This is a genomic window from Pseudomonas sp. LH1G9 (assembly GCF_002949975.1).
Classification (GTDB): Bacteria; Pseudomonadota; Gammaproteobacteria; order Pseudomonadales; family Pseudomonadaceae; genus Aquipseudomonas; species Aquipseudomonas veronii.
In genome coordinates, this window is the sequence record NZ_CP026880.1 from 1,977,743 (window position 1) to 1,998,532 (window position 20,790).

Sequence of the window (20,790 nt, forward strand, 5' to 3'; positions counted from 1 at the left end):
CCGCGATTACCCGCCGATGGGCCCGTTGCGTTTGTCATTGGTAGCCGCCGAGAGTGTTTTTTCGCCGGCTGCCAGGGCGATGCGGGCGAGTTCGGGAATTGACCTGGCTTCGGTCCTGCTCATGATCGACGCTCGGTGCTTTTCCACTGTCCGTTGACTGATCCCCAGGTTGGCAGCGATGTTTTTGCTCGGATGACCGTCCAGCACCATCGCCAGAATCTGGCGCTGCCGTGCGGTGAGGTGGTTGATATGGTCAATCGCAGCCTTGCGAAGGACCTGGGAACTCTCGGTTGCGACTTGGCTGGCCAACGCTTTCTTCACGCTGGTTAACAACTGCTGATAACGAAACGGCTTTTCAATGAAGTCGCATACCCCAGCCTTCATCGCATCGACGACATCGGCAACACGGCTGTTGCAACTGATCATCAGAACGGGCAACTCGTCGCCCTGTGCTTTAAGACGGGCCACCGTCTCAAGCCCGCTGATGCCCGAGCGGCGCGCATCAATGATCAGGCAGCCCGGTTGGTCAGCGGTATAACTGTCGAGAAACTGCTCGGCAGTGCCGTAGTCGCGCACCAGGTAACCTTCCGACTCCAATAGCGTGCGCAAGTCGCTGCGCAGCGCGGCGTCGTCGTCCACCACGTAAATGACGGGTTGGCGCGACGAGGGCATGGCGTGAACAGCGTGTACTTCGGTGTGTGTACTCAATGCACTGGCGAGGGTGACGCGCAGCAGGTTCAGGCTCACCGGTTTGCGAAGGAGCATGCAGTCGGCGGTCAGGGCGGACTGGGAAACCTGCTTTTTCGTCTCGGCGGTCAATATGACCGCGGGTGTGGCTCGACTGAATTGATCGCGAATCTTTTGCACCAGTTGGACACCGTCCGAGGACCGCTCAAGCACATGCTCGGTCAAGATCAGGTCCGGTTGAATGCCCGAACGCGCGATCCATTCCAACGCGGCGACGCTATCGCGCACCGCTGCCGTTCGATAGCCCAGCGCCCCCAAACCGCAACTGAGCATATCGCCTAGCAGGGCGTCCGGTTCCACGATCAACAGCAGGCACGTGCGAGCCATGCCCAGCGCTCGAGCGTTCTGTTGCCTGCGCGCGCCGGGCTGAACGACTGACGGCGATAACGGCGCGCTGATGGAGATCAGCGTCGCGCGTTCGTCAGCGGTTTTGACCTGTAGCTGTAAACCCAGCATCGCGCTGAGTTCCGCTATCGAGCGAAGGGCAGGCTTGCCACAGGCACCCGGCAGCGAAGCCTCATAGACAGGCATCGACACGATACGCAAGGCGTCGTCGCGGCTTTTGCAGCCCGCGAACCACAGCTCGATGCTCAGCCACTCCGCGTGGCGCCTGCAGCCCAGTGTCAGGCGTGGCGTACTGGTACTGTCCATGATGTTGGCAATCAGACCGCTCAAGAGTTGCCTGAGGCAATCGGGAAGGCTCCTGACCCATGACGAACACGGCACGATCCGCAGGTTGCGGCGCTGGGCGGCGGCCAACGGCAAAAAGTCTTGAGCCAATGCCTTGAAGAGGGCCTGTATGGGGAAATCCACCGCTGCGTGGCGATCATAGTCTGTCGCGGGGGCGGGTTGGTCGAGCCCGAATCGACTCAACAATTTCTCCAGCGTGGCATCCAATTGTTCAAGCACCCTGCGCGCCGGTGTCGCGGGGTCGAATTCACAGGCCTCAAGCTGCCCGACGATGAGTGAAACCAATTGCGCGGTCTGGCGAAGTTTCTGATCGATGCCGCCCAACCGTTCAGCGGGGAGGGGACAGTAGGCCGATGCCGGGCCTGATGCCTGACGTGGCAACACATCTTCCGACATGGATTGCTTGACTTGCATGATTACCCCTCCTGACAAGACGCAAAGTCGTATTGCCTGATGCGTAATCCTATGCAGTTTGTAAGGCGGCTTAATTGATCTATGTAAGTATTTACCGAGCCCCGACGGTTCTAAACCGCTCGGTTGATCGCGAGCCAGCAGGCCGTTCACGCTGAGCGCCTTGTTCAGGCCGCCTTTCGGTTCACATCACCGCGCTTTGCGCCAACGAAGTGCGCCGACGGCACCGTTAGAGTGCCCGTTCTTCAGGCCCTGGCCCGGGCTCAAGGCGGCAGACGTAAGTAGTTTCCGACGCTAGCCAGCTGAATGCATTCAGGCCAACGTAATGCCGGTTCGTGGGGACGGCGGCTGAAGGTAGCCGGTTGACGTTGGTTAACTCAATCTCATGGGAAGGCAACCGTTATGGCTTATACAACGATCAATCCATACAACGGCGAGTTGCTCGCACAATTCGATACGCTGACGGCTGAGCAACTGGAGCACAAACTGGCGGCTGCGGCGCAGTGCTATGCGACGTGGAAACACACAACGTATGCCCAGCGCGCCTCGATCATCGCGAAGGCCGGTGAATTGATGCATCAGCGCTTCGATGCCCTGGCCCGTAAGATCACACTGGAAATGGGCAAGCGCATCGACGAGGCCCGAGGCGAAGTCAAATTCAGCGCCGATATCATGGCGTACTACGCCAAGAACGCGGAACGCTTCCTGGCCCCGCAAGCGCTGGAGCCGAGCCAAGGCGAGGCGCACATGGAGAGCAGCCCCATCGGCGTGATCTTCGGGGTCGAGCCGTGGAACTTTCCGTTCTATCAGTTGGCTCGCGTGGCCGGTCCGCATTTGATGGCAGGCAACGTGCTAGTGATCAAGCATGCCGGTTGCGTGCCTCAATGCGCGATGGCCTTCGAGCAAATCCTGCTCGAAGCCGGCGCGCCTGCCGGGCTTTATACCAACCTGTCGATCTCCCATGAGCAGTCCAGACAGGTGGTCGATGACCCGCGTGTTCGCGGGGTTGCACTGACCGGCAGTGTCGCCGCGGGCCGCAGCCTGGCGGCCTGGGCCGGGCAGAACCTGAAACCGTCTTCCATGGAGCTGGGCGGCAGCGACGCGTTCATTGTGCTCGAAGACGCCGACCTGGAGCTGGCCGTCAAATGGGCGATCTGGGGGCGGATGTACAACTGCGGGCAGACCTGTTGCGCGGCAAAACGCTTCATTGTCGTGGATAAGGTCGCCGATGCCTTCCTGAAGGGCTTTCAGGCCGGGCTCGCGGCGCTGAAACCCGGCGATCCCATGGACGAAGCGACGACCCTGGGCCCGCTGTCTTCGGAAGCGGCATTGGTGCAGTTGCTCGGGCAGGTTCGCACGGCGACCGATCACGGTGCGAAGGTTCTGCTCGGGGGCACACGTATCGATCGCCCCGGCGCCTTTATGACGCCGACCATTCTCACTGACATCGCCCCTGAAAACCCGGCGTTCCGGGATGAGTTCTTCGGCCCGGTGGCGCTGTTTTTCCGCGTCAAGGACGAAGACGCCGCGATCGCCCTGGCCAACGACTCCGACTTCGGCCTGGGCGGCTCGGTGTTCACACGTGACCTGGACAGGGGGCGTCGTGTGGCAAGTCGCGTCGAGACCGGGATGATGTTCATCAACAACATCAGTTGGAGCGATGCCGAGTTGCCCTTTGGCGGCATCAAGGACTCCGGCTATGGCCGCGAGCTGGGCGACATGGGTATCCAGCAGTTCGTGAATAAAAAACTGGTGCGTTACGTGTTGGCTCAGGCGCCGGTCTGAAGCCTTGTCCTGTTTACATTCCGGGTGCCCGGCCATGCGCGGGTGCCTTCAACGGAGCGCGCGATGTACGTCAATGTGGCTGTGCTGAAAGAAACCCACCCGCACGAACGACGTGTGGCCCTCGTGCCTGGCCTCTGCGCGAAGTTATGCGCGCTGGGGGCAAGGCTTCATATGCAGGCGGGGGCGGGTGAAGCGAGTTTTTTGCCGGACGCTGCTTATTCGGATGTGCTGTTCGTGTCCAGCGGCGGACAGTGGCTGCATGAGGCCGATGTGCTTCTCGCGGTGCAGGCGCCTTCGCTGGAAGTCGTAGGCAAGATGAAGCCCGGGTCGGTACTCCTGTGTTTTGTGTATGCGCAGAAGAATCCGGCCTTGGTGCAACGTTTACTGGAGCGCCAAATCACGTGTTTTGCCATGGAGCGCCTGCCGCGCATCACGCGGGCCCAGTCGATGGATGCACTGTCCAGTCAATCGGCGTTGTCTGGGTACTATGCGGTCCAACTGGGCTCGGTGCAGATGTCTCGCATCCTGCCAAAAGTCACCACCGCGGCGGGTATCGTGGGGCCGGCGCGGGTATTGGTCCTGGGGTTGGGCGTGGCGGGGCTGGAGGCGATCGCGACTGCCCATCGCCTGGGCGCGGTGGTGGAGGGCTACGACGTGCGCCCGGAAACCGCGGAACAGGCGCGGTCCCTGGGGGCCGAGTTTGTCGATGTCGGGGTCGATGCGCGAGGCAAGGGCGGCTATGCACGGGAGCTGAGTGAGGCTGAGAAAACCCAAGTCGCTCAAGTGCTGACGGAGCATATCCAACAGGCGGACCTGGTCATTACCACGGCGGCAGTGCCGGGGCGGCCGTCTCCGCGCCTGATCAGTGCCGCACAGCTTGCCGGGATGAAACCTGGCGCGGTGATCGTCGATCTTGGCGCCGAAGGCGGCGGCAACTGCGAAGGCTGCGTGCCCGGACAGACCGTCACGATCGGTCGGGTAACCCTGATGGCGCCGTTGAATCTGCCCTCATCCTTGAGCCAGGACGCCAGCCTGCTGTATGCGAAAAATCAGTTCAACCTGTTGGCGCTGATGTTGAAGAACAACGTTATCAGCATCGACTGGGACGATCAGATTCTGGGGCAAACGGTACTCACCCACGCCGGCAAACTCATGCATTCGCTGAACCCGGCGGATGCCGCAACCCAGGAGAAGACCTCATGAACAGTGTTGGCTTCGTCGGGCTTTATATCTTCATGCTCGCCGCGTTCGCCGGCTGGGTCATCATCGGGCGGGTCCCGGCGATTCTGCACACGCCGTTGATGTCGGGCTCGAATTTTATCCATGGCATCGTGGTGATCGGCGGGCTTATCGGCCTGCTCGATGCGGCGAGCGTGGCCGAACAGGCGGCTGGTTTTGTCGCGGTGTTGCTGGGCGCGGGGAATGCCGCGGGCGGGTACGCCGTGACGGGCCGGATGCTGGCGATGTTCCAGACCAGCGCGCCGGAACCCAAGCGGCGCAAAGCTCATCACTCTGCCACCCGGAAGCCTGAAAAGGTTTGAGGTTTGATCATGCTGATTATGACGTCGCAGTGGCTGATAGGGCTGGTGTATTTCTTCGCCGCTTTTCTACTGATTTTCGGGTTGTGGCGCATGTCTTCGCCGGTCACGGCGGCCGGTGGCATTCATGTCGCCGGTTGGGGCATGGCGGCCGCCGTTATCGTGAGTTTTCTCTACGTATTTTCGGTGAGTGAGGCGGCCCGGCCACATTTGCCTGTCAACGTCAGCCTGGCGCTCGTCGCGCTGCTGCTGGGCGGTGGCGCAGCGTGGTGGAGCGGGCGCAAGGCGGCCATGACCGCCATGCCGCAGATGGTCGCGATATACAACGGCATGGGCGGGGGCGCTGCCGCCGCGATCGCCGCCATGGAGTTGTTCGGGGGCCGAGTGTTCGACCTTTCCGCATTGGCCGGCACCTTGTTTGGCGCGTTGATCGGTGCGATTTCGTTATCCGGCTCGTTGATTGCCTGGGCCAAGCTGGATGGCCGCATCAACAAACCACTGCACATGAAAGGCCTGCAACTGATCAACGCCTTGCTGATGCTGGTGACGCTGTGCGTAGGCGCTTGGCTGATGGTGGTCATGCACGCCGAACACGGTTCGTTGAACGGCGTGCTGTGGTTGATCGGTGTGTTCTTCGGCTGCGCGCTGTTGTTCGGTGTGCTGATGACATTGCCCATCGGCGGTGCCGACATGCCGGTGGTCATCTCCATCTACAATGCCTTCACCGGCCTGGCGGTCGGCCTGGAAGGGTTTGTGTTGCAGGTTCCGGCCATGATGATCGCCGGCATGCTGGTCGGCGCCGCGGGCGTGCTGCTCACATTGCTGATGGCCAAGGCCATGAATCGCACGGTCGCGCATGTGCTGTTTGCCCGTTTTGGCGGCCAGCCCGTGCGCAAAGGCGCGGCGATCGTGGGTGAGCTCAAGCCGACGGCGGCGAGTGATGCCGGCGTCGCCATGCGGTACGCCAATAAGGTCATCATCGTGCCCGGCTATGGCCTGGCCGTGGCGCAGGGCCAACAAAAGCTCTATGAGTTCGTGAAGTTGTTACAGGCCCACGGCGTGCTTGTGCGATTCGCGGTCCACCCGGTGGCGGGGCGTATGCCGGGACAAATGGACGTGCTACTGGCAGAGGCCGGTGTGCCTTACGACCTGATCTTCCAGTTGGACGACATCAACACCGATTTCGTCGACACCGATGTGGTGTTGGTGATCGGGGCAAACGACGTGGTCAACCCCGCCGCGCGCAACGACAAAGCTTCGCCGATCTATGGCATGCCGATCCTGGATGTGGACAAGGCTCATCACGTGTACGTGGTCAAGCGCGGGGAGGGCAAGGGCTATGCTGGTATTCAGAACCAGCTGTTTTATGCGGAAAACTGCAACATGGTGTACGGCGATGCACAGGCCGTCCTGGTCAAGATGATCGAGGCGGTCAGAGGCTTGGGGTAACCAAGCGGGGCGACGTCACCGCGCAGGCGGTGAGTGACTTCAGTAGCGATCGAGAGTGTGAAAAGCATGAACACGTTGAGTCCCGACCTCGATAACGGCGCGCGCCAGGCGGCCTTGCTGACGGTGCGCCAGATGGCGGAAGCCGACCGGCTTTCGGTGGTTGCCGGCGTGTCGTCTTTCGAGTTGATGAGCAATGCCGGCGCGGCGGTGGCACGCGAAATCCAGCGGCGCTGGACACCCCGGCCGCTGCTGGTGCTCTGCGGGCCGGGCAACAATGGCGGCGATGGTTTTGTCTGCGCGTACCGGCTTGCGCAAGCGGGCTGGCCGGTGCGGGTGGCGATGTGGGGCAGTCGCGCCGCGCTGAAAGGTGAAGCCGGGCAACATGCACAGCGCTGGCCGGGCGAGGTGCAAGCCCTGAGCCCCGCGGTACTTGAGGGGGCCGAGCTGATTGTCGACGCGGTGTTCGGCGCCGGCCTCGCCCGTGCGCTGGAGGGGCAGGTGTTGGACACCCTGGCTGCGGCTGGCCGTGGCACGGTGCCGATTGTCGCGGTCGACACGCCCAGCGGAGTGATGGGCGATACTGGTGAGTCGTTGGGCGCGGTGGCGGCGGTGCTGACGGTGACGTTTTTTCGCAAAAAGCCGGGGCATCTGCTGTTACCGGGGCGCGATCTGTGTGGCGAAGTGATTGTGGCCGATATTGGCACGCCCGAAGCGGTGCTCGACGCCATCGTCCCCCAGGCATTTGAGAATCACCCTGGGTTGTGGCTGCCCGACTTACCGCGAGCCGGTCTCGATACCGTCGCGGGGCACCCACCGGTCGTTGCGGCGGATGCCACGCAGGTGCTGACCCTTCACGAGAGCGAATTTCGGCGGATGTTCGACTTCGTCGGCGACAAACTGACCCGCACTCGAGCCGCTGCCCAGCACGGCTCGGCTGTGGTTGTGCATCGCGGCAGTGACACGGTGATTGCCTGCCCCGATGGCCGCGCCGTGATCCATTGCAGTGTGCCCTCGGCCGCCACCGGCGAGCTGTTGGGCGGCATTATTCGGTGGCTGCGGACCCAGGGCATGCCGGCCTTTCCGGCGGCGGCAGCGGGCGTGTGGTTGCATGATGTGGCCGCTGCCGAATTCGGCCCAGGGTTACTGGCCAAAGAAGTGCCGCATCTTTTACCTGGGTTATTGCGTCGACTGTACGGCTGATTGTCCGTGGACATGTCGGCGAGTGGTGTATTGCACGTCAAATGTCCGATTTGAAACGTGGATGGCCGTGCGTTTGATATTTATCAAGTACGCTTTGCCGGAAAAGCGCAGTTTACCCCCCAGAGGCTTCAGGTCATCGTCGTGTATCCAACAGAGCAGGCCGGGCTTTTTTCGGTTTTAACCTGATAGGCGTTCATGCCCAATCCATCGACCTGACGAACAATCAAAAAGAAAGATGAAGCCACTCTTGAAGTACCTTGCCCCTCGAAAAGGTTATATACGAAGGTATTCAACTAATGGCCTCTCACTGCGGTGTTGCAGTATCTGAGCTTCAATACAAAAAGTTTAACTTTGCCGGCTATGAATTGGCTGGTGATCTGCGATTGCCGCGCGGCGCCGAAAGCCTGGTCGTTCTCGTCCATGCCAGTGGCGGCGGTCATTCGAACCCGCGTAACCATTTTATCGCGGAGTACCTGGCGCGCCACGGGATGGGCACCTTGGTGATCGACCTGCTGACAAGGACAGAGCAGCGCTGGGATAACCTGACCGGTGTGCTGCGTTTCGATATTGCATTGCTCGCCGATCGACTGGTCAAGGTCATCGACGCGATCGCCCGAGACGCTGAATTACGCCGTCTTGCCATGGGCTTGTTCGGTGCCAGTACGGGCGCCGCCGCCGTGCTGGTCGCCGCGGCTCACGTGGGCGGTGTGCGGGCGGTGGTCTGTCGAGGCGGGCGCACCGATCTGGCCGCCCAGGCGTTGTGCGAGGTCAAAGCGCCGACGTTGCAAGTGGTGGGCGCGGAAGACCCGATGATCCTGCGCTTGAATGTGCGGACCAGTCGGGCGTTGCACTGCACGCAAAGCCTGGAGGTCGTCAAAGGCGCGACGCACCTTTTCAAAGAGCCGGGCACCCTGGCGGACGTAGCCAGGCTGACCGGCGATTGGTTCGAAAAGTACCTGCACAAGGAACCTTTGCCCAGCGAGCCGCTGCCCGGAATCAATGGCAAGGTTTCATCTTCTTAGCGCGGGCCTGTACAACCCAACCCGTCATGGAGCGAACATGCATTTCTTAGCCTTGGCGGTCGACTATGACGGAACCATTGCCGAAAACGGCAATGTTCCCGAACACGTCTGTACAGCGCTTGCCAGCCTCAAGGCCAGCGGTCGCAAGTTGCTGTTGATTACCGGCAGGGAGTTGCAGGCGCTCAAGCATCATTTTACCCAGCTCGATCTGTTTGACCTTGTGGTCGTGGAGAATGGCGCGCTCCTGTACGACCCGCGCACTGACACCGAGGAACTCATCGCCGATTCGGCCTCGACCGCACTGGTGGAGCGCCTGCGCGACAAAGGGGTTTCACCCTTGTCCGTCGGCAGGTCCGTCATTGCCACCTGGCATCCGTTCGAGGACGCGGTGATCAGCTCGATTCGCGAGCTGGGCCTGGAGCTGCAGATGACGTTCAACAAGGACGCGATCATGGTCCTGCCGACGGGGGTGAACAAGGCCTCGGGGCTGAGTGCCGCGTTGCTGAGGCTGGGCATCTGCGAACTGAATGTGGTCGGCGTGGGCGACGCCGAAAATGACCACGCGTTTCTCGCGATCTGCGGTTGTGCGGCGGCGGTGAACAACGCGATCGACTCAATCAAGGCCCGCGCGGACATCTGCCTGAGCCAGGATCACGGGCGCGGGGTCTGCGAGCTGATAGACATGCTGCTGCAAAAGGACGCCGCGCTGGTGCCGGTCGAGCGTATCGGCGTGCAACTGGGGCGAACCGCCGATGCACGCAAGGTGTGGTTGCCGCCGGAATCGGTGCTGCTGGTAATCGGCAATTCAGGCTCCGGCAAGTCGAGCTACGTGACCTGGCTGACAGAACGCATGGTCGAGGCCCACCAGGGCTTCTGCATCATTGATCCGGAAGGCGACTATCTGTCGCTGGACGGTGCGGTCACGGTCGGTGGCCTGACCACTCCGCCGACAACCGAAGAGTCGCTGCATCACCTGTTACAGGCGCGGCTTAACGTGGTGGTTAGCACCCTGGCTCTGGACCCGGCCGCCCGCGTGCAGTTGTTCGGCGAATTACTGCCGTTTATCCAGCAGCTACGCAGCAGCACCGGCCGCCCGTACTGGATGGTCGTGGACGAGGCCCACTACATGCTGCCCCATTGCGCTGCGTGGCCTCCGGGGTTTCTGGCGAATATGGGGGCGATCATCGTTGCCCTGGACTTCGATCAAGTCTGCCCGTCGCTGCTGGACGCGGTAGACGTGCTGGTGACCCTGGGCAGCACCGCCCGCGAACTGGTCCAACGCTACGCCCAGCATACGCAGCGACGCTGCCCCGAATTCCCGGCGCGCTCATCCGCGCCCGACTATTTCTGTCTGTGGGACATTCGTCATGGCGGCGACGTGGTGCTGATGGCGCAGCAGCAACCCGAGCAGAAACATCATCGCCACAGCGGCAAGTATGCGGTCGGGGATGTGGGCGCCTGGCATGCATTCTACTTTCCCAGCCTTGACCAGCGCGCCTCGAACCTTGCGGAGTTTTTGTCTTCGCTTGCGCGCCTGGACGATCCCGCGTTCCGCCAACACCGCGAGGCCGGGGACTTTTCCAACTGGTTTCGCGAGGTGATCCGCGACGACGTGCTGGCCAACGAAACCCGTCTGCTTGAAAACGATGCGTCTGTACCGCTGCGGGATGCCCAGGAACAGATCGCGCATCTGGTGCAATCGCGCTACCACTTGGAACCGCAGTGAATGGTCGGGCGGCGTGCGCGTCTACAGTTCCAGCTCGTGAACGATGCGATCAAAATCCCGGCCCAGATAGGCCGAGGTAAAACCCGATTGCTTGTACAAGCCATGAATCGGGTAATCGGTCGACAGGTCCGTCGAGCACATTTTGTGAAACCCCTCACGCCTGGCGGCATCGATCAGATGCCCCAGCAATAAACGGCCCAGGCCCTTGCGCAGCCACGGGTCGGCGACGGCGACCGCGCAGTCGCACTGTTCGTCCTGATCGGTGGCACGCCGGTAGCGGCTGACACCGATTACCTGCAACTCGCCGTCATGGTGGATCAAGGCCAGGTAGCCGCGGCTGATCTGCGCCGGCTCGCTCAGCAGTGTATCGATTGCGCTCGCATCGACATGGGTCACTGCGCCCAAAAACCGGAAGCGCAGTGACAGCGGCGACAACCGCTGGAAAAAATGCAGCAGGCCCAGGTGATCGTGCGTCGACAACGGACGGATAAGCACATGCGTTCCGTCGTGCAGTTTTTCCAGCCAATGCTCGGCGGGCGAGGCTTTATCCATCTCGGCAATCAGAGCCGCAGTGTGTTGATTAGCTAGCATGGGGGGCTCCAGCGCACAGTGGGGTCGAAGAACGGCCTTGTTCACACTGAGGGGTATGCGCAGCAGGCGTATTGATCAAGGTCAGAAAGCGTGATGCGGACTAACCGATCGTCCAGGGGCAGGTTGACTTGGATCAAACGGCCCCGCGCAGGCCGCGCCAGAATCGGACTCTCTGCTGATTCGCTCAGGGGCACGGCATGCCTGTCAAACCGCCCACTGCTGGTTTCATCGATCCGGCTGTACCTGAAGAGGAACAGCATTACAGCCGTTCCGCGCTGTGGCTGACGTGGCTGCTCGGCGCCGCGATGTTTGCGACAGTGGTCGGCGTGGCGCTGCAATTCACCGACGTCGAATCCTTCACACACTTGCTGACCCAGGCAGAGCCGCTGTGGCTGGTCGGCGCCCTGGCGTTGCAAGTCCTGACGTATATGGCGCAAGGGCAGGTCTTTCGGGTGGTGCTCAGGGCCGGGACGCAGCCGCTTTCACTCTGGGAGGCAGGCAAACTCAGCGTGATGAAGCTGTTTGTCGATCAGGCCCTGCCGTCCTCCGGCATCAGCGGCGCCTTTGCGGTCGTGGCCTCCTTCGTCCGCCTCGGGTTCGCAAAACCGCTGGTGCTGGCGAGCCTGGTGCTGGATTTGTCCGGGTATTTCCTGGCCTATGCGGTGTCGGTCGGCGTGGCGTTACCGGTGGTGATCTTCCAGGGCCATGCCACGCCTGCGGTGATGACGGCGTGCCTGGTGTTCGTCGCCGTCAGCCTGTTGCTGGCAGTGGTCACGCCAAGGCTGGCCGGCAATCGGCGCCTGGTCGCGCATTTGCCGGGGCGACATTTTCCGATTGTCGCCAGAATTGCGTCATTGCTCACCGGGGCCGACAAGCAACTGGTACGCAGCCAAGGGTTACTCTGGCGGATTACCTTGCTGGAATTGGTGATCATTGTGCTCGACAGCGCCACATTGTGGGTGCTGGTGCGCGCGCTGGGTGTGTCCGCGCCGCCGTTGGGGCTGTTTGCCGGTTTTATGCTGGCCAGCGTGCTGCGCAGTATCGGCATTGTGCCGGGCGGGCTCGGCGCCTTCGAAGCGGCGGCGGTGGTCACGCTGCATTGGGTGGGGGTGAACATTGCGGTGGCGCTTTCCGCCACGTTGTTATTCCGCGGGCTGACGTTCTGGTTGCCGATGCTGCCCGGCCTCTGGTTGGCCCATCGTGAGTGGCGATCCAACGTCAAGCCGCCCGCCCGCGTGGCAACCGGCGATTATTGGAGCCCGCCAGTCAGCCAGGTGTTCAGCAGCCTGCACAGCACGCCGCAGGGCTTGAGCGAGGCCGACGCCAACGCGCGGGTGCGCAGCGCGCCGGCCACGCCCAAAGACCGACCGCGCGGCCTGGCCCGGTTGGTGCTGGAGCAAATGCGGACGCCCTTGGTGCTGATCCTGATCGTGGGCGCGCTGGTCGCCGTGGTGGTGGGGGATTGGCTAGATGCGGCGATTGTCGGCTGCATCGTGCTGATCAGTGCGGTTCTCAGCGCCTGGTATGAAAATCGCGCCAGTACGGCGGTGGAGCAACTGCGCAGCAAGATCGCGCTGCGCGCCACGGTGCGGCGCGACGGCAAGGCCGTGGACATCGCCGCCAGCGAGGTGGTGCCGGGGGATATCCTGATACTCAGCGCCGGCAGCCTGATCGCGGCCGACGGTCGGATCCTGCAGGCGCTCGATTGCTTCATCGGTGAAGGCCTGCTGACCGGCGAAACCTTCCCGGTGGAAAAATTGCCGGGCGACTGCGCCGCCGATGCCACGCTCGGACAGCGGCATAATTGCGTGTTCATGGGCACCTCGGTGCGCAGCGGCACCGCCGAGGTGCTGGTCACGCGCTACGCCTCGGACAGTGAGATCGGGCGCATTGCCAAGACCCTGACGCTGCGCCCGCCCGAGACGGAGTTCGAGCGCGGCCTGCGTCGCTTCGGCAGCTTGCTGTTGCGGGTGATGCTGGTGATCACGATCGTGGTGTTCGGCATCAATATCCTGCTGCATCGTCCTGCGCTCGACACCCTGTTGTTTGCCATCGCGTTGTCCATCGGGCTGTCGCCGGAACTGTTGCCGGCGATCCTGAGCATCACGCTGGCCAAAGGCGCGCAACGCATGGCCGCCAAAGGGGTCATCGTGCGTCACCTCAATGCGATTGAAAACCTCGGGGCGATGGACATCCTGTGTACCGACAAGACCGGTACGCTGACCCGCGGTGTCGTCGTGCTGGACGGCGCCATGGATCTGGCGGGCAATGCCGATGCCACGATCCTGCAACTGGCGGTGTTCAACTCCAGCCTGCAGACCGGCATGCGCAACGCCATGGACGATGCGATCACCCTGGCCGGCAAAACCCTGGCGCCATGCCCCGGCGCGAGCAAGCTCGATGAAGTGCCGTATGACTTCGTGCGCAAGCGCCTGAGCGTGGTGGTCGCGAATGCGCCTGAGGCCGCCCGGCTGATGGTGACCAAGGGGGCGCTGGACAATGTGCTCGAGGTTTGCACACAGGTGCGCCGCGGCGAACAGTTGCTGGCGCTGAGCGACACCGAGCGGGCCGCCATCGCGCAGCGTTTCGCCGACTGGAGCGAGCAGGGCTTCAGGGTTTTGGGCCTGGCCACGCGGGTCTTGCCGGAACAGCCGCACTACGGCCGGGATGAAGAAAAGGCCATGACCTTCCGCGGTTTTCTGTTGTTCTTCGACCCGCCGGAGCCGGGGGTGAAAGACACTCTCGCCAACCTTGAGCGCCTGGGTGTGCAAGTCAAGATCATCAGTGGCGACAGCCATCTGGTCGCCCGCCATGTCGGCATGGCCGTGGGACTGCCCGTGGAGCGCATTATCACCGGCGCCGAGCTGGCGGCCATGAAAGACGAAGCATTGATGCACCTGGCGCCACTGACGACGCTCTTTGCCGAGGTCGACCCCAACCAGAAAGAACGCATCATCCGCGCCCTGCAGAAGACCGGGCACGTTGTCGGCTATATGGGCGATGGCATCAACGATGCCCCGGCGCTGCAAGTCGCCGATATCGGGATCTCGGTGGATAACGCCGCCGACGTGGCCAAGCAGGCCGCCGACTTCGTGTTGCTGGAGCACAACCTCGACGTGTTGCGCGAAGGCATCGAAGAGGGCCGGCATACCTTTGCCAATACCTTGAAGTACATTTCCATCGTCTCCAGCGCCAATTTCGGCAACATGATCAGCATGGCCCTGGCGTCGTTGGTATTGCCGTTCCTGCCGATGCTGGCCAAGCAGATACTGCTCAACAACTTCCTGTCCGATATCCCCTCCATGGGGATCGCCAGCGACAACGTCGACCGCGAATGGGAAAACACCCCGCACCGCTGGAACATCAGGGAAATCCGCAACTTCATGGTGGTGTTCGGGCTGGTCAGTTCGCTGTTCGATGTGCTCACGTTTGCGGCCCTGTACCTGCTGGCGGAAAAGGGCCCGGAAGTGTTTCGCAGCGGCTGGTTCGTCGAATCGCTGCTGACCCAACTGCTGACAATCTTCATCGTGCGAACCTACCGCCCATTCTACCAAAGCCGCCCGGCCACACTGCTGTTGCTCAGCGCCGCGGCCATCGGCCTGCTGGCCGTCGGGCTACCTTACAGCCCGATCGCGTCCTGGTTCGGCCTGGTGCCCTTGCCACTGCCGATCCTGCTGACAGTGCTGGCAATCAGCCTGGCCTACATGGGCGCGGCGGAATGGGTCAAGCGGCTCTTTTACCGTCGCCAGCGGTTGAGCCGCGCTCGCGCTGCGCCGTAGCGGGGCGTGAGGGGTTACTCGTTACGTGCCCACGTGACGTTCACGCCGTATTGACTATCACCGTAGCGGTACTGCGCCTTGCCTTTGAATGCGCCTTCCAGTGCATGCGCCAGGCGATTGGCCAGATGAATACCGGTGGTGGTCACCATCAGGTCGTCCGCCACCTCCGTCACGCGCATGATGCGCTCCAGCGCATGCTCGGCCATTTCGGTTTTTTCGGTGTTTTCGATCAGGTGGATGATTTCATCATGGTGCTTTTGCAAGAAGCCGCCCGATAGCATCAGGGTGCCGGCCGGCATGTTGTCCGCGATGCGGCGGCAGGCCGGGCAGGTGACGGTTTGCGCGTTATGTACCACCGCGTTTTCAGGTCGGTTCCAGGTCCAGTTCCCGGCCTGATACACCGCGTCGCACTGCGGGCACACCGCCGAACCTTCAACCCGCGGCAAGCAATAGGGATCATGGGGCGGCGTTTTGAACAGCTTGTTTTTCTGACTCTGCTGATACTTGTCCATGGTGTTTCTCCTGACGCATCGAGAGGGGCAAACCCACGTGTTGACGATCGGGTGGATTTCACAGGTTGATTTGGACGCTGTTTCCGCCCGAGCGGGTTGATTTTTGTCAACTCGCGGAGCGCCCGGCGACCGCCGGTGCAAGCGTCGCGGCGGGCGTCGGCAAGGGGTGTGAGTTTGTTGATAAAAGTCAACCTCGCCGCAGGCACTTCAGAGAAGCATGCAAGTTCCGTCGACGTGAGAGGAGAGCACCCTGATGGCTCACAGTAAAATCGTGTTTCGCGCGGCTGCCCGCGAGAAGATCCTCAGCGGCGCCACCCAATTGGCGGACGCGGTGCGCGTGACGCTGGGGCCGAAGTCCAAGTCGGTGTTGATGCAGAACAAGTGGGGCAACCCGACGGTCTGCAACGATGGCGTCACGATTGCCAAACGCATTGACCTGCAGGACCCCGAGGAGAACCTCGGCGCGCAAATGCTGCGCCAGGCCGCGGAACGCACGGGTGACGCGGTCGGCGACGGGACCAGTACGTCAACGGTGCTGGCCCATGCGATCCTGGCCGATGGCATCCGCAACGTGGTCGCGGGGGCCAGCGCGATCGATCTCAAGCGCGGCCTGGATCGGGGCCTGCAGCTGGTCGTCGAGTCGCTGGCGGCGCAGTCCCGACCCGTCAGCACGCCCAAGGAAAAAGCCCAGGTGGCGACGCTGTCGGCGCATAACGACGCGGTCATCGGTCAACTGGTGGCCGACGCGCTGGAGAAGGTCGGCGTTGAAGGCGTGGTCAGCGTCGAAGAGTCCAAGACCACCGAAACGGTGGTCGAGGTCATGGAGGGCATGCGCTTTGACCGGGGTTATGTCTCACCTTATTTCGTCACCGACACCGAGAAAATGCAGGTCGAACTCGACGATGCCTGCCTGCTGCTCTGTGACCACAAGATCGGCGTACTCAAAGACTTGCTGCCGTTGTTGGAACAGGTCGCCAAAAGCGGTCAGCCCCTGGTGTTGATCGCAGATGACATCGAAGGCGAAGCGTTGACCACGCTGGTGGTCAACCACATCCGCGGCGTGCTCAAGGCCGTGGCGATCAAGGCCCCAGGCTTTGGCGACCGGCGCAAGGACATGCTGCAGGACATGGCCGTATTGACCGGCGCCACGGTGGTCTCCAACGAACTGGGGATCAGCCTCGAACAGGTCGACCTGCAGCAGTTGGGGCGGGCCCATCGGGTGGTGGTGTCGAAGGACAGCACTTCGCTGATCGGCGGCGCCGGTACACGCGCCGCGATCGACGCGCGCCTGCAGCAGATCCGCGGGCAAATGGCGGCTACCACCAGCGATTACGACCGTGAAAAGCTGCAGGAGCGGCTGGCCAGGCTGTCCGGCGGCGTCGCGGTGATCCGGGTCGGCGCGCCGTCCGAAGCCGAAATGAAAGCGCGCAAGGACGCCCTGGATGACGCGATCTCGGCGACCCGCGCGGCGATCACCGAAGGGATTGTCCCCGGCGGCGGCCTCGCGCTGCTCAAAGCGGTGCCGCTGATCGCCGCCGAGGAAGCCCGGCAGGAGGGCGATGTCCGCACCGGCCTGCAGATACTGCGCCGGGCACTGGAAGCACCGGCGCGGCGCATTGCGGAAAACTCGGCGGTGGACGCCGGCGTGGTCGTTGCGCGCATGCTGGCGGAGCCGGGCAACATTGGCTTTGATGCGTCCGCCAATACTTATGTCGACATGTACGAAGCCGGCATCATCGATCCGACCAAAGTCGTGCGTATTGCCCTGGAAAATGCGGTTTCCGTGGCCAGTATCTTGCTGCTGACCGAAGCGACCATTACCGATATCCCAGAAAAAGAACCGCCAGCCCAACCGTCGTTCCCTGAAGGTTGAGCGCCTGCTCGCGCCTTGCTTCGATTTGAATCGCCCTGATGGAGGCATGCACCCATGAACGTAACCAAGGCAATCGCCGGCCGGCGCTCGACACGTGACTACACGCCAGAACCGCTCGATGAAAAACTCATTTGTCGCTTGATCGATGCCGCCGCCCAGGCGCCCAGCGCGATGAACCAACAACCGTGGACGTTCACGGTGATCCGCGACCAGGCGCTGCTGGAGCGGGTTTCCCGCGAAGCCAGGGCCTGGATGCTCGCCACCACGCCCGCCGGAACGCACTCCAGCCACTTCCAAGCGTTGCTCAGCGAGGACAGTTTTCAGATTTTCTACCACGCGCCGGCCCTGGTGCTGATCTCGGGCAACGGGCCCAATCAGTGCATTGTCGAAGACTGTGCCCTGGCGGCCGAGAACCTGATGCTCGCGGCGTATGCCGAGGGGCTCGGGACGTGCTGGATCGGTTTCGCCCAGGGCTTTCTGAATACGCCGCAGGGTAAGCAGGCGCTCGGCCTGCCCGCCGAGTGGATACCCGTGGCACCGATTATCGTGGGGCACCCGAAGTCTGTGCCCGCGCCCATCGTGCATAAGACCCCAGAGATCCATTGGATAGGCTGATGCCCCAGGCAGGGCTACCGTTGATCCAGCGGTTGACCGGTGTCTCGGTTTTCTGACGTGGATCAGATCGCCCGCCAGGCCGGCTCCTATGCTCGGATTGAACCCACGACGTTGAGATGAGCTGAAATGAACAAGCCACGCTTGCTTGGCCAGTGCTTGCTGATCGCGGCAAGTGTTCTGCTGTTACCGTCCACCGGCGCATTTGCCAACCCCGCGATGCCAGGGTTAGGGCTAGGGCCAGGGCAGGGCGGTATGTTCCGTCACGCCTCGAATTTCGATTGGGTCAAGCATACGCAGCAGACCCTGGAAGAACTCAAGGGCAAGCTCAGCCTCAAGCCGGAGCAAATGCCCGCCTGGGAAACCTGGGCTGCAGGCGTCATCGCAGACGCCAATCAGCAAGTGGAAAAAGGCAACGCAGCCGCTGCTGACAAGGCAAGTGCCAGACAAGCGCTGAAGGACGAAACAACGCCGCAGAGAATGGCCAAAGGTATAGAGCGCCTGCGCACGCAAACCAGTTGGATGCAGGCGCAACTGGTCCGTCTGGACGCGGCTCAGGCACGCACCCAAACCTTCTACGATGCCCTCGATACCCAGCAAAAAACCATCTTCGATCTGTTCTGGACGGTGATGCATCACCGCATCGCCGATCAGGACGGTTGGCGAACGCCCATGCACATGCCCATGCACATGGCATGGCCGCAAGGGTGCGGCGGGCTCAACCCGACCAGCCAACCGTAATGCTATTCGCGAGCCTCCTGGGTAAACATCATGAACAGTGACTCAGTAAAACAGTGCGTGCTGACCGGGTTCATCCTGCTGGCTGCCGCCGTTGCATTGCCGGCGCATGCCGGGCCGCATGGCGGTGGGCATGGGGGCGGGCCGGGCTGGTGGGGGTTTGGTCTCGGCCTGGGACTGGGTTGGGAAGCCGCGCGTATCGCCACGCCGTATTACTACCCGACGTATCCGGTTTATTACTATCCCGCCCCGACGTACTACTACTACCCGGCCAGCCCGCCGACGGTGGTGGTCGAGCCTCAGCCCGTCACGGCCGCGCCATCGGCCTGGTACTACTGCGATTCCGCCAAAGGCTATTACCCGAGCGTACGCCAGTGTCCTGAGGGATGGCGCATGGTTCCCGCGACGCCGCCGCCTGGCCCCATCCGTTAAGACCCCGGACGCGTGGGCTGTTTTTCATTCCTCCCTGGAGCCAGATCATGAGCCAATACCAGTGTTTGTTACTGATCATCAATCCCGCCCTGCGTGATTCCCCGGCAATCGGCCATGCTGCCGCCCTGGCCAAGGCCAGCGGCGCGAGCCTGCATATTGTCGCGCTGGCAGCACCGTTGGACATCTTGTTGCTACTGGCCGAGAACGTGCGTGAAAAGGCCCGGGCCAGCTACCTCGAGGACCACCGCGACTGGCTGAACGCCCAAACCAAGAACCTCCACGCCCTGGGGCTCAACGTGACCGCCCAGGTGACCTGGGCCACCAACCTCAAGCAAGACATCCTGGATTACGTCACCGAGACGCAGCCCGATCTGTTGATCAAACAGGTTCAGCAAGAGTCCGCGTTCAAGCGCGCGTTCTTCACCCCGCTGGACTGGCAGTTGCTGCGCGAGTGTCCGATTCCGGTCTATCTGGTCGGCGGTGGTGGGCATGCCTTGCCGCGCATCGTCGTGGCAGCGGTTGACGTGTCGAATGTTCAACCGGCCAACAGCGCGTTGAACCAGCGCATCATTGAGCAGGCCACCAGCCTGGCGCTGCAATGCGATGCCGAGCTGCACCTGCTGTATGCCTGCGACATGTCGACGATCTACATGGCTGACATGGGCGGTATGGCCCTGTCCAATCTCAGTAAGGACCTGGCGAGCAAGGAGGAAAAAACCTTCCTCGAACTGGCGCGAGACTATGGCGTGCCTTCCGATCGTCATCACTTCGTTTTGGGCAATCCGGTTGCGGTGTTGAGTCAATTCGCCAAGGAACACCAGGTGGATGTGATCGTGATGGGCCGGGTCCAGTATCACGGCATCGAGAAGCTGCTGGGCAGTACCACCGAACACATTCTCTATCAGGTGCCTTGCGGCGTACTGGCGGTCTAGCGCGGCAAAGGCGGTGTGCAATGAAACGACAGATGAGGTGACCCATGAGTTATAGCCCTTCGCTGCAAACGCTCTGGCAGGATCGGTCGGTGGCCGGTCAAAGCCTGGTGGAGCCGTTGCTCAGATACGCCCACCGCCCCGACGTGATCATCCTGGCCTTGCCGCGTGGCGGCGTCCCGGTGGCGTATGAGGTGGCCACGGCCCTGCAGGTGCGCCTGGATCTGATGGTGGTACGCAAGCTCGGCATGCCGTCCCAACCCGAATTCGCCATGGGCGCCATCGCCAGTGGCGGTATCCAGATCCGCAATGAAGAGGTGCTGCGGGCTCATTCGATTGATCAAGACAGTTATGACGCGGTGGTCGCCCGGGAAGCTCGCGAGTTATCGCGCCGTGAGCAGGTTTACCGGGGCACGCGGGCGCCGCTGCAGTTGAAGGATCAGGTGGTCATCCTGATCGATGACGGCCTGGCCACAGGGGCTTCGATGCTCGCCGCGATCCAGGCGGTACAGGTGCAGGCCCCGGCGCGGATCGTCGTGGCGGTGCCGGTCGCGCCGCTGGATACGGTGGAAACCCTGCGCTGTATCGTCAATGAAGTGATCTGCCCGCTGATTCCTGAGCGGATGATGTCCATCGGTTACTGGTACTCGAATTTCCCCCAGACCACCGATGCAGAGGTCATTGAGTTATTGCAGCGGGCCTGGCAACGCGAATCGACTGAAGCGCACCCGCTGTAGATGCGTCGCGGCAGGTGAG

General features: G+C 62.2%; 17 protein-coding genes. 14 read left to right on the plus strand and 3 right to left on the minus strand.

Annotated elements, in window-relative coordinates:
- Positions 1–6 precede the first annotated feature (6 nt).
- Positions 7–1,851 (minus strand): response regulator, encoded by a 1,845-nt coding sequence (locus C5F70_RS09350; protein WP_104903158.1) that lies wholly within the window; start codon positions 1,849–1,851, stop codon positions 7–9.
- Positions 1,852–2,250: 399 nt separating this feature from the next.
- On the opposite strand from C5F70_RS09350, the gene C5F70_RS09355 reads away from it, so the two are divergent.
- From C5F70_RS09355 to C5F70_RS09385, 7 genes are all read left to right on the plus strand, one after another.
- The gene (locus C5F70_RS09355) at positions 2,251–3,633 is read left to right on the plus strand and encodes an NAD-dependent succinate-semialdehyde dehydrogenase (RefSeq protein WP_017845764.1); all 1,383 of its coding nucleotides are present in this window, start codon (positions 2,251–2,253) and stop codon (positions 3,631–3,633) included.
- 63 nt (positions 3,634–3,696) lie between these two features.
- Entirely contained in the window at positions 3,697–4,836 is a 1,140-nt protein-coding gene (locus C5F70_RS09360; RefSeq protein ID WP_104903159.1) for an NAD(P) transhydrogenase subunit alpha, read from the plus strand.
- Positions 4,833–5,174 (plus strand): NAD(P) transhydrogenase subunit alpha, encoded by a 342-nt coding sequence (locus C5F70_RS09365; protein WP_017845766.1) that lies wholly within the window; start codon positions 4,833–4,835, stop codon positions 5,172–5,174. Before C5F70_RS09360 ends, C5F70_RS09365 begins: the two co-directional genes overlap by 4 nt.
- Positions 5,175–5,183: 9 nt before the next feature.
- Complete coding sequence (locus C5F70_RS09370; RefSeq protein WP_104903160.1) at positions 5,184–6,620, plus strand: NAD(P)(+) transhydrogenase (Re/Si-specific) subunit beta; 1,437 nt, start codon at positions 5,184–5,186, stop codon at positions 6,618–6,620.
- Between the two features lie 66 nt (positions 6,621–6,686).
- Positions 6,687–7,820: an NAD(P)H-hydrate epimerase gene (locus C5F70_RS09375; RefSeq protein ID WP_046484224.1), complete on the plus strand. Its 1,134-nt coding sequence runs from the start codon at positions 6,687–6,689 to the stop codon at positions 7,818–7,820.
- Positions 7,821–8,116: 296 nt separating this feature from the next.
- Complete coding sequence (locus C5F70_RS09380; RefSeq protein WP_046383389.1) at positions 8,117–8,842, plus strand: dienelactone hydrolase family protein; 726 nt, start codon at positions 8,117–8,119, stop codon at positions 8,840–8,842.
- Between the two features lie 37 nt (positions 8,843–8,879).
- Positions 8,880–10,568, plus strand: a complete 1,689-nt coding sequence (locus C5F70_RS09385; RefSeq protein WP_104903161.1) for an HAD-IIB family hydrolase — start codon at positions 8,880–8,882, stop codon at positions 10,566–10,568.
- Positions 10,569–10,589: 21 nt separating this feature from the next.
- Here C5F70_RS09385 and C5F70_RS09390 read toward each other — a convergent pair whose 3' ends face one another.
- The gene (locus C5F70_RS09390; protein WP_017845771.1) at positions 10,590–11,159 is read right to left on the minus strand and encodes a GNAT family N-acetyltransferase; all 570 of its coding nucleotides are present in this window, start codon (positions 11,157–11,159) and stop codon (positions 10,590–10,592) included.
- Between the two features lie 197 nt (positions 11,160–11,356).
- On the opposite strand from C5F70_RS09390, the gene mgtA reads away from it, so the two are divergent.
- On the plus strand, positions 11,357–14,938 hold the full coding sequence (gene mgtA / locus C5F70_RS09395) for a magnesium-translocating P-type ATPase (protein ID WP_104903162.1): 3,582 nt from the start codon (positions 11,357–11,359) through the stop codon (positions 14,936–14,938).
- 14 nt (positions 14,939–14,952) lie between these two features.
- Here the strand turns inward: mgtA and C5F70_RS09400 are convergent, their stop codons facing one another.
- Positions 14,953–15,450, minus strand: coding sequence for a BCAM0308 family protein (locus C5F70_RS09400; RefSeq protein ID WP_046484231.1), 498 nt, complete (start codon positions 15,448–15,450; stop codon positions 14,953–14,955).
- 253 nt (positions 15,451–15,703) lie between these two features.
- On the opposite strand from C5F70_RS09400, the gene groL reads away from it, so the two are divergent.
- The 6 genes from groL (at position 15,704) to C5F70_RS09430 (ending at position 20,771) form a co-directional block, all read left to right on the plus strand.
- Complete coding sequence (gene groL / locus C5F70_RS09405; RefSeq protein WP_046484233.1) at positions 15,704–17,323, plus strand: chaperonin GroEL; 1,620 nt, start codon at positions 15,704–15,706, stop codon at positions 17,321–17,323.
- 54 nt (positions 17,324–17,377) lie between these two features.
- A complete protein-coding gene (locus C5F70_RS09410; RefSeq protein ID WP_017845775.1) occupies positions 17,378–17,938 on the plus strand; it encodes a nitroreductase in 561 nt (186 codons plus the stop codon).
- 126 nt (positions 17,939–18,064) lie between these two features.
- The gene (locus tag C5F70_RS09415; RefSeq protein WP_104903163.1) at positions 18,065–18,676 is read left to right on the plus strand and encodes a Spy/CpxP family protein refolding chaperone; all 612 of its coding nucleotides are present in this window, start codon (positions 18,065–18,067) and stop codon (positions 18,674–18,676) included.
- A 30-nt stretch (positions 18,677–18,706) separates the two neighbouring features.
- A complete protein-coding gene (locus C5F70_RS09420; protein ID WP_218276647.1) occupies positions 18,707–19,105 on the plus strand; it encodes a hypothetical protein in 399 nt (132 codons plus the stop codon).
- Positions 19,106–19,152: 47 nt separating this feature from the next.
- Entirely contained in the window at positions 19,153–20,037 is an 885-nt protein-coding gene (locus C5F70_RS09425; RefSeq protein WP_017845778.1) for a universal stress protein, read from the plus strand.
- Positions 20,038–20,081: 44 nt separating this feature from the next.
- Entirely contained in the window at positions 20,082–20,771 is a 690-nt protein-coding gene (locus C5F70_RS09430) for a phosphoribosyltransferase (protein ID WP_104903165.1), read from the plus strand.
- The last annotated feature ends 19 nt before the right edge of the window (positions 20,772–20,790 follow it).

Excerpts from the sequence above, each read along its gene's own strand:
- C5F70_RS09350 (WP_104903158.1), bottom strand. The coding sequence starts at position 1,851 with ATGCAAGTCAAGCAATCCATGTCGGAAGATGTGTTGCCACGTCAGGCA.
- C5F70_RS09355 (WP_017845764.1), top strand. The coding sequence starts at position 2,251 with ATGGCTTATACAACGATCAATCCATACAACGGCGAGTTGCTCGCACAA.
- C5F70_RS09360 (WP_104903159.1), top strand. The coding sequence starts at position 3,697 with ATGTACGTCAATGTGGCTGTGCTGAAAGAAACCCACCCGCACGAACGA.
- C5F70_RS09365 (WP_017845766.1), top strand. The coding sequence starts at position 4,833 with ATGAACAGTGTTGGCTTCGTCGGGCTTTATATCTTCATGCTCGCCGCG.
- C5F70_RS09370 (WP_104903160.1), top strand. The coding sequence starts at position 5,184 with ATGCTGATTATGACGTCGCAGTGGCTGATAGGGCTGGTGTATTTCTTC.
- C5F70_RS09375 (WP_046484224.1), top strand. The coding sequence starts at position 6,687 with ATGAACACGTTGAGTCCCGACCTCGATAACGGCGCGCGCCAGGCGGCC.
- C5F70_RS09380 (WP_046383389.1), top strand. The coding sequence starts at position 8,117 with ATGGCCTCTCACTGCGGTGTTGCAGTATCTGAGCTTCAATACAAAAAG.
- C5F70_RS09385 (WP_104903161.1), top strand. The coding sequence starts at position 8,880 with ATGCATTTCTTAGCCTTGGCGGTCGACTATGACGGAACCATTGCCGAA.
- C5F70_RS09390 (WP_017845771.1), bottom strand. The coding sequence starts at position 11,159 with ATGCTAGCTAATCAACACACTGCGGCTCTGATTGCCGAGATGGATAAA.
- mgtA (WP_104903162.1), top strand. The coding sequence starts at position 11,357 with ATGCCTGTCAAACCGCCCACTGCTGGTTTCATCGATCCGGCTGTACCT.
- C5F70_RS09400 (WP_046484231.1), bottom strand. The coding sequence starts at position 15,450 with ATGGACAAGTATCAGCAGAGTCAGAAAAACAAGCTGTTCAAAACGCCG.
- groL (WP_046484233.1), top strand. The coding sequence starts at position 15,704 with ATGGCTCACAGTAAAATCGTGTTTCGCGCGGCTGCCCGCGAGAAGATC.
- C5F70_RS09410 (WP_017845775.1), top strand. The coding sequence starts at position 17,378 with ATGAACGTAACCAAGGCAATCGCCGGCCGGCGCTCGACACGTGACTAC.
- C5F70_RS09415 (WP_104903163.1), top strand. The coding sequence starts at position 18,065 with ATGAACAAGCCACGCTTGCTTGGCCAGTGCTTGCTGATCGCGGCAAGT.
- C5F70_RS09420 (WP_218276647.1), top strand. The coding sequence starts at position 18,707 with ATGAACAGTGACTCAGTAAAACAGTGCGTGCTGACCGGGTTCATCCTG.
- C5F70_RS09425 (WP_017845778.1), top strand. The coding sequence starts at position 19,153 with ATGAGCCAATACCAGTGTTTGTTACTGATCATCAATCCCGCCCTGCGT.
- C5F70_RS09430 (WP_104903165.1), top strand. The coding sequence starts at position 20,082 with ATGAGTTATAGCCCTTCGCTGCAAACGCTCTGGCAGGATCGGTCGGTG.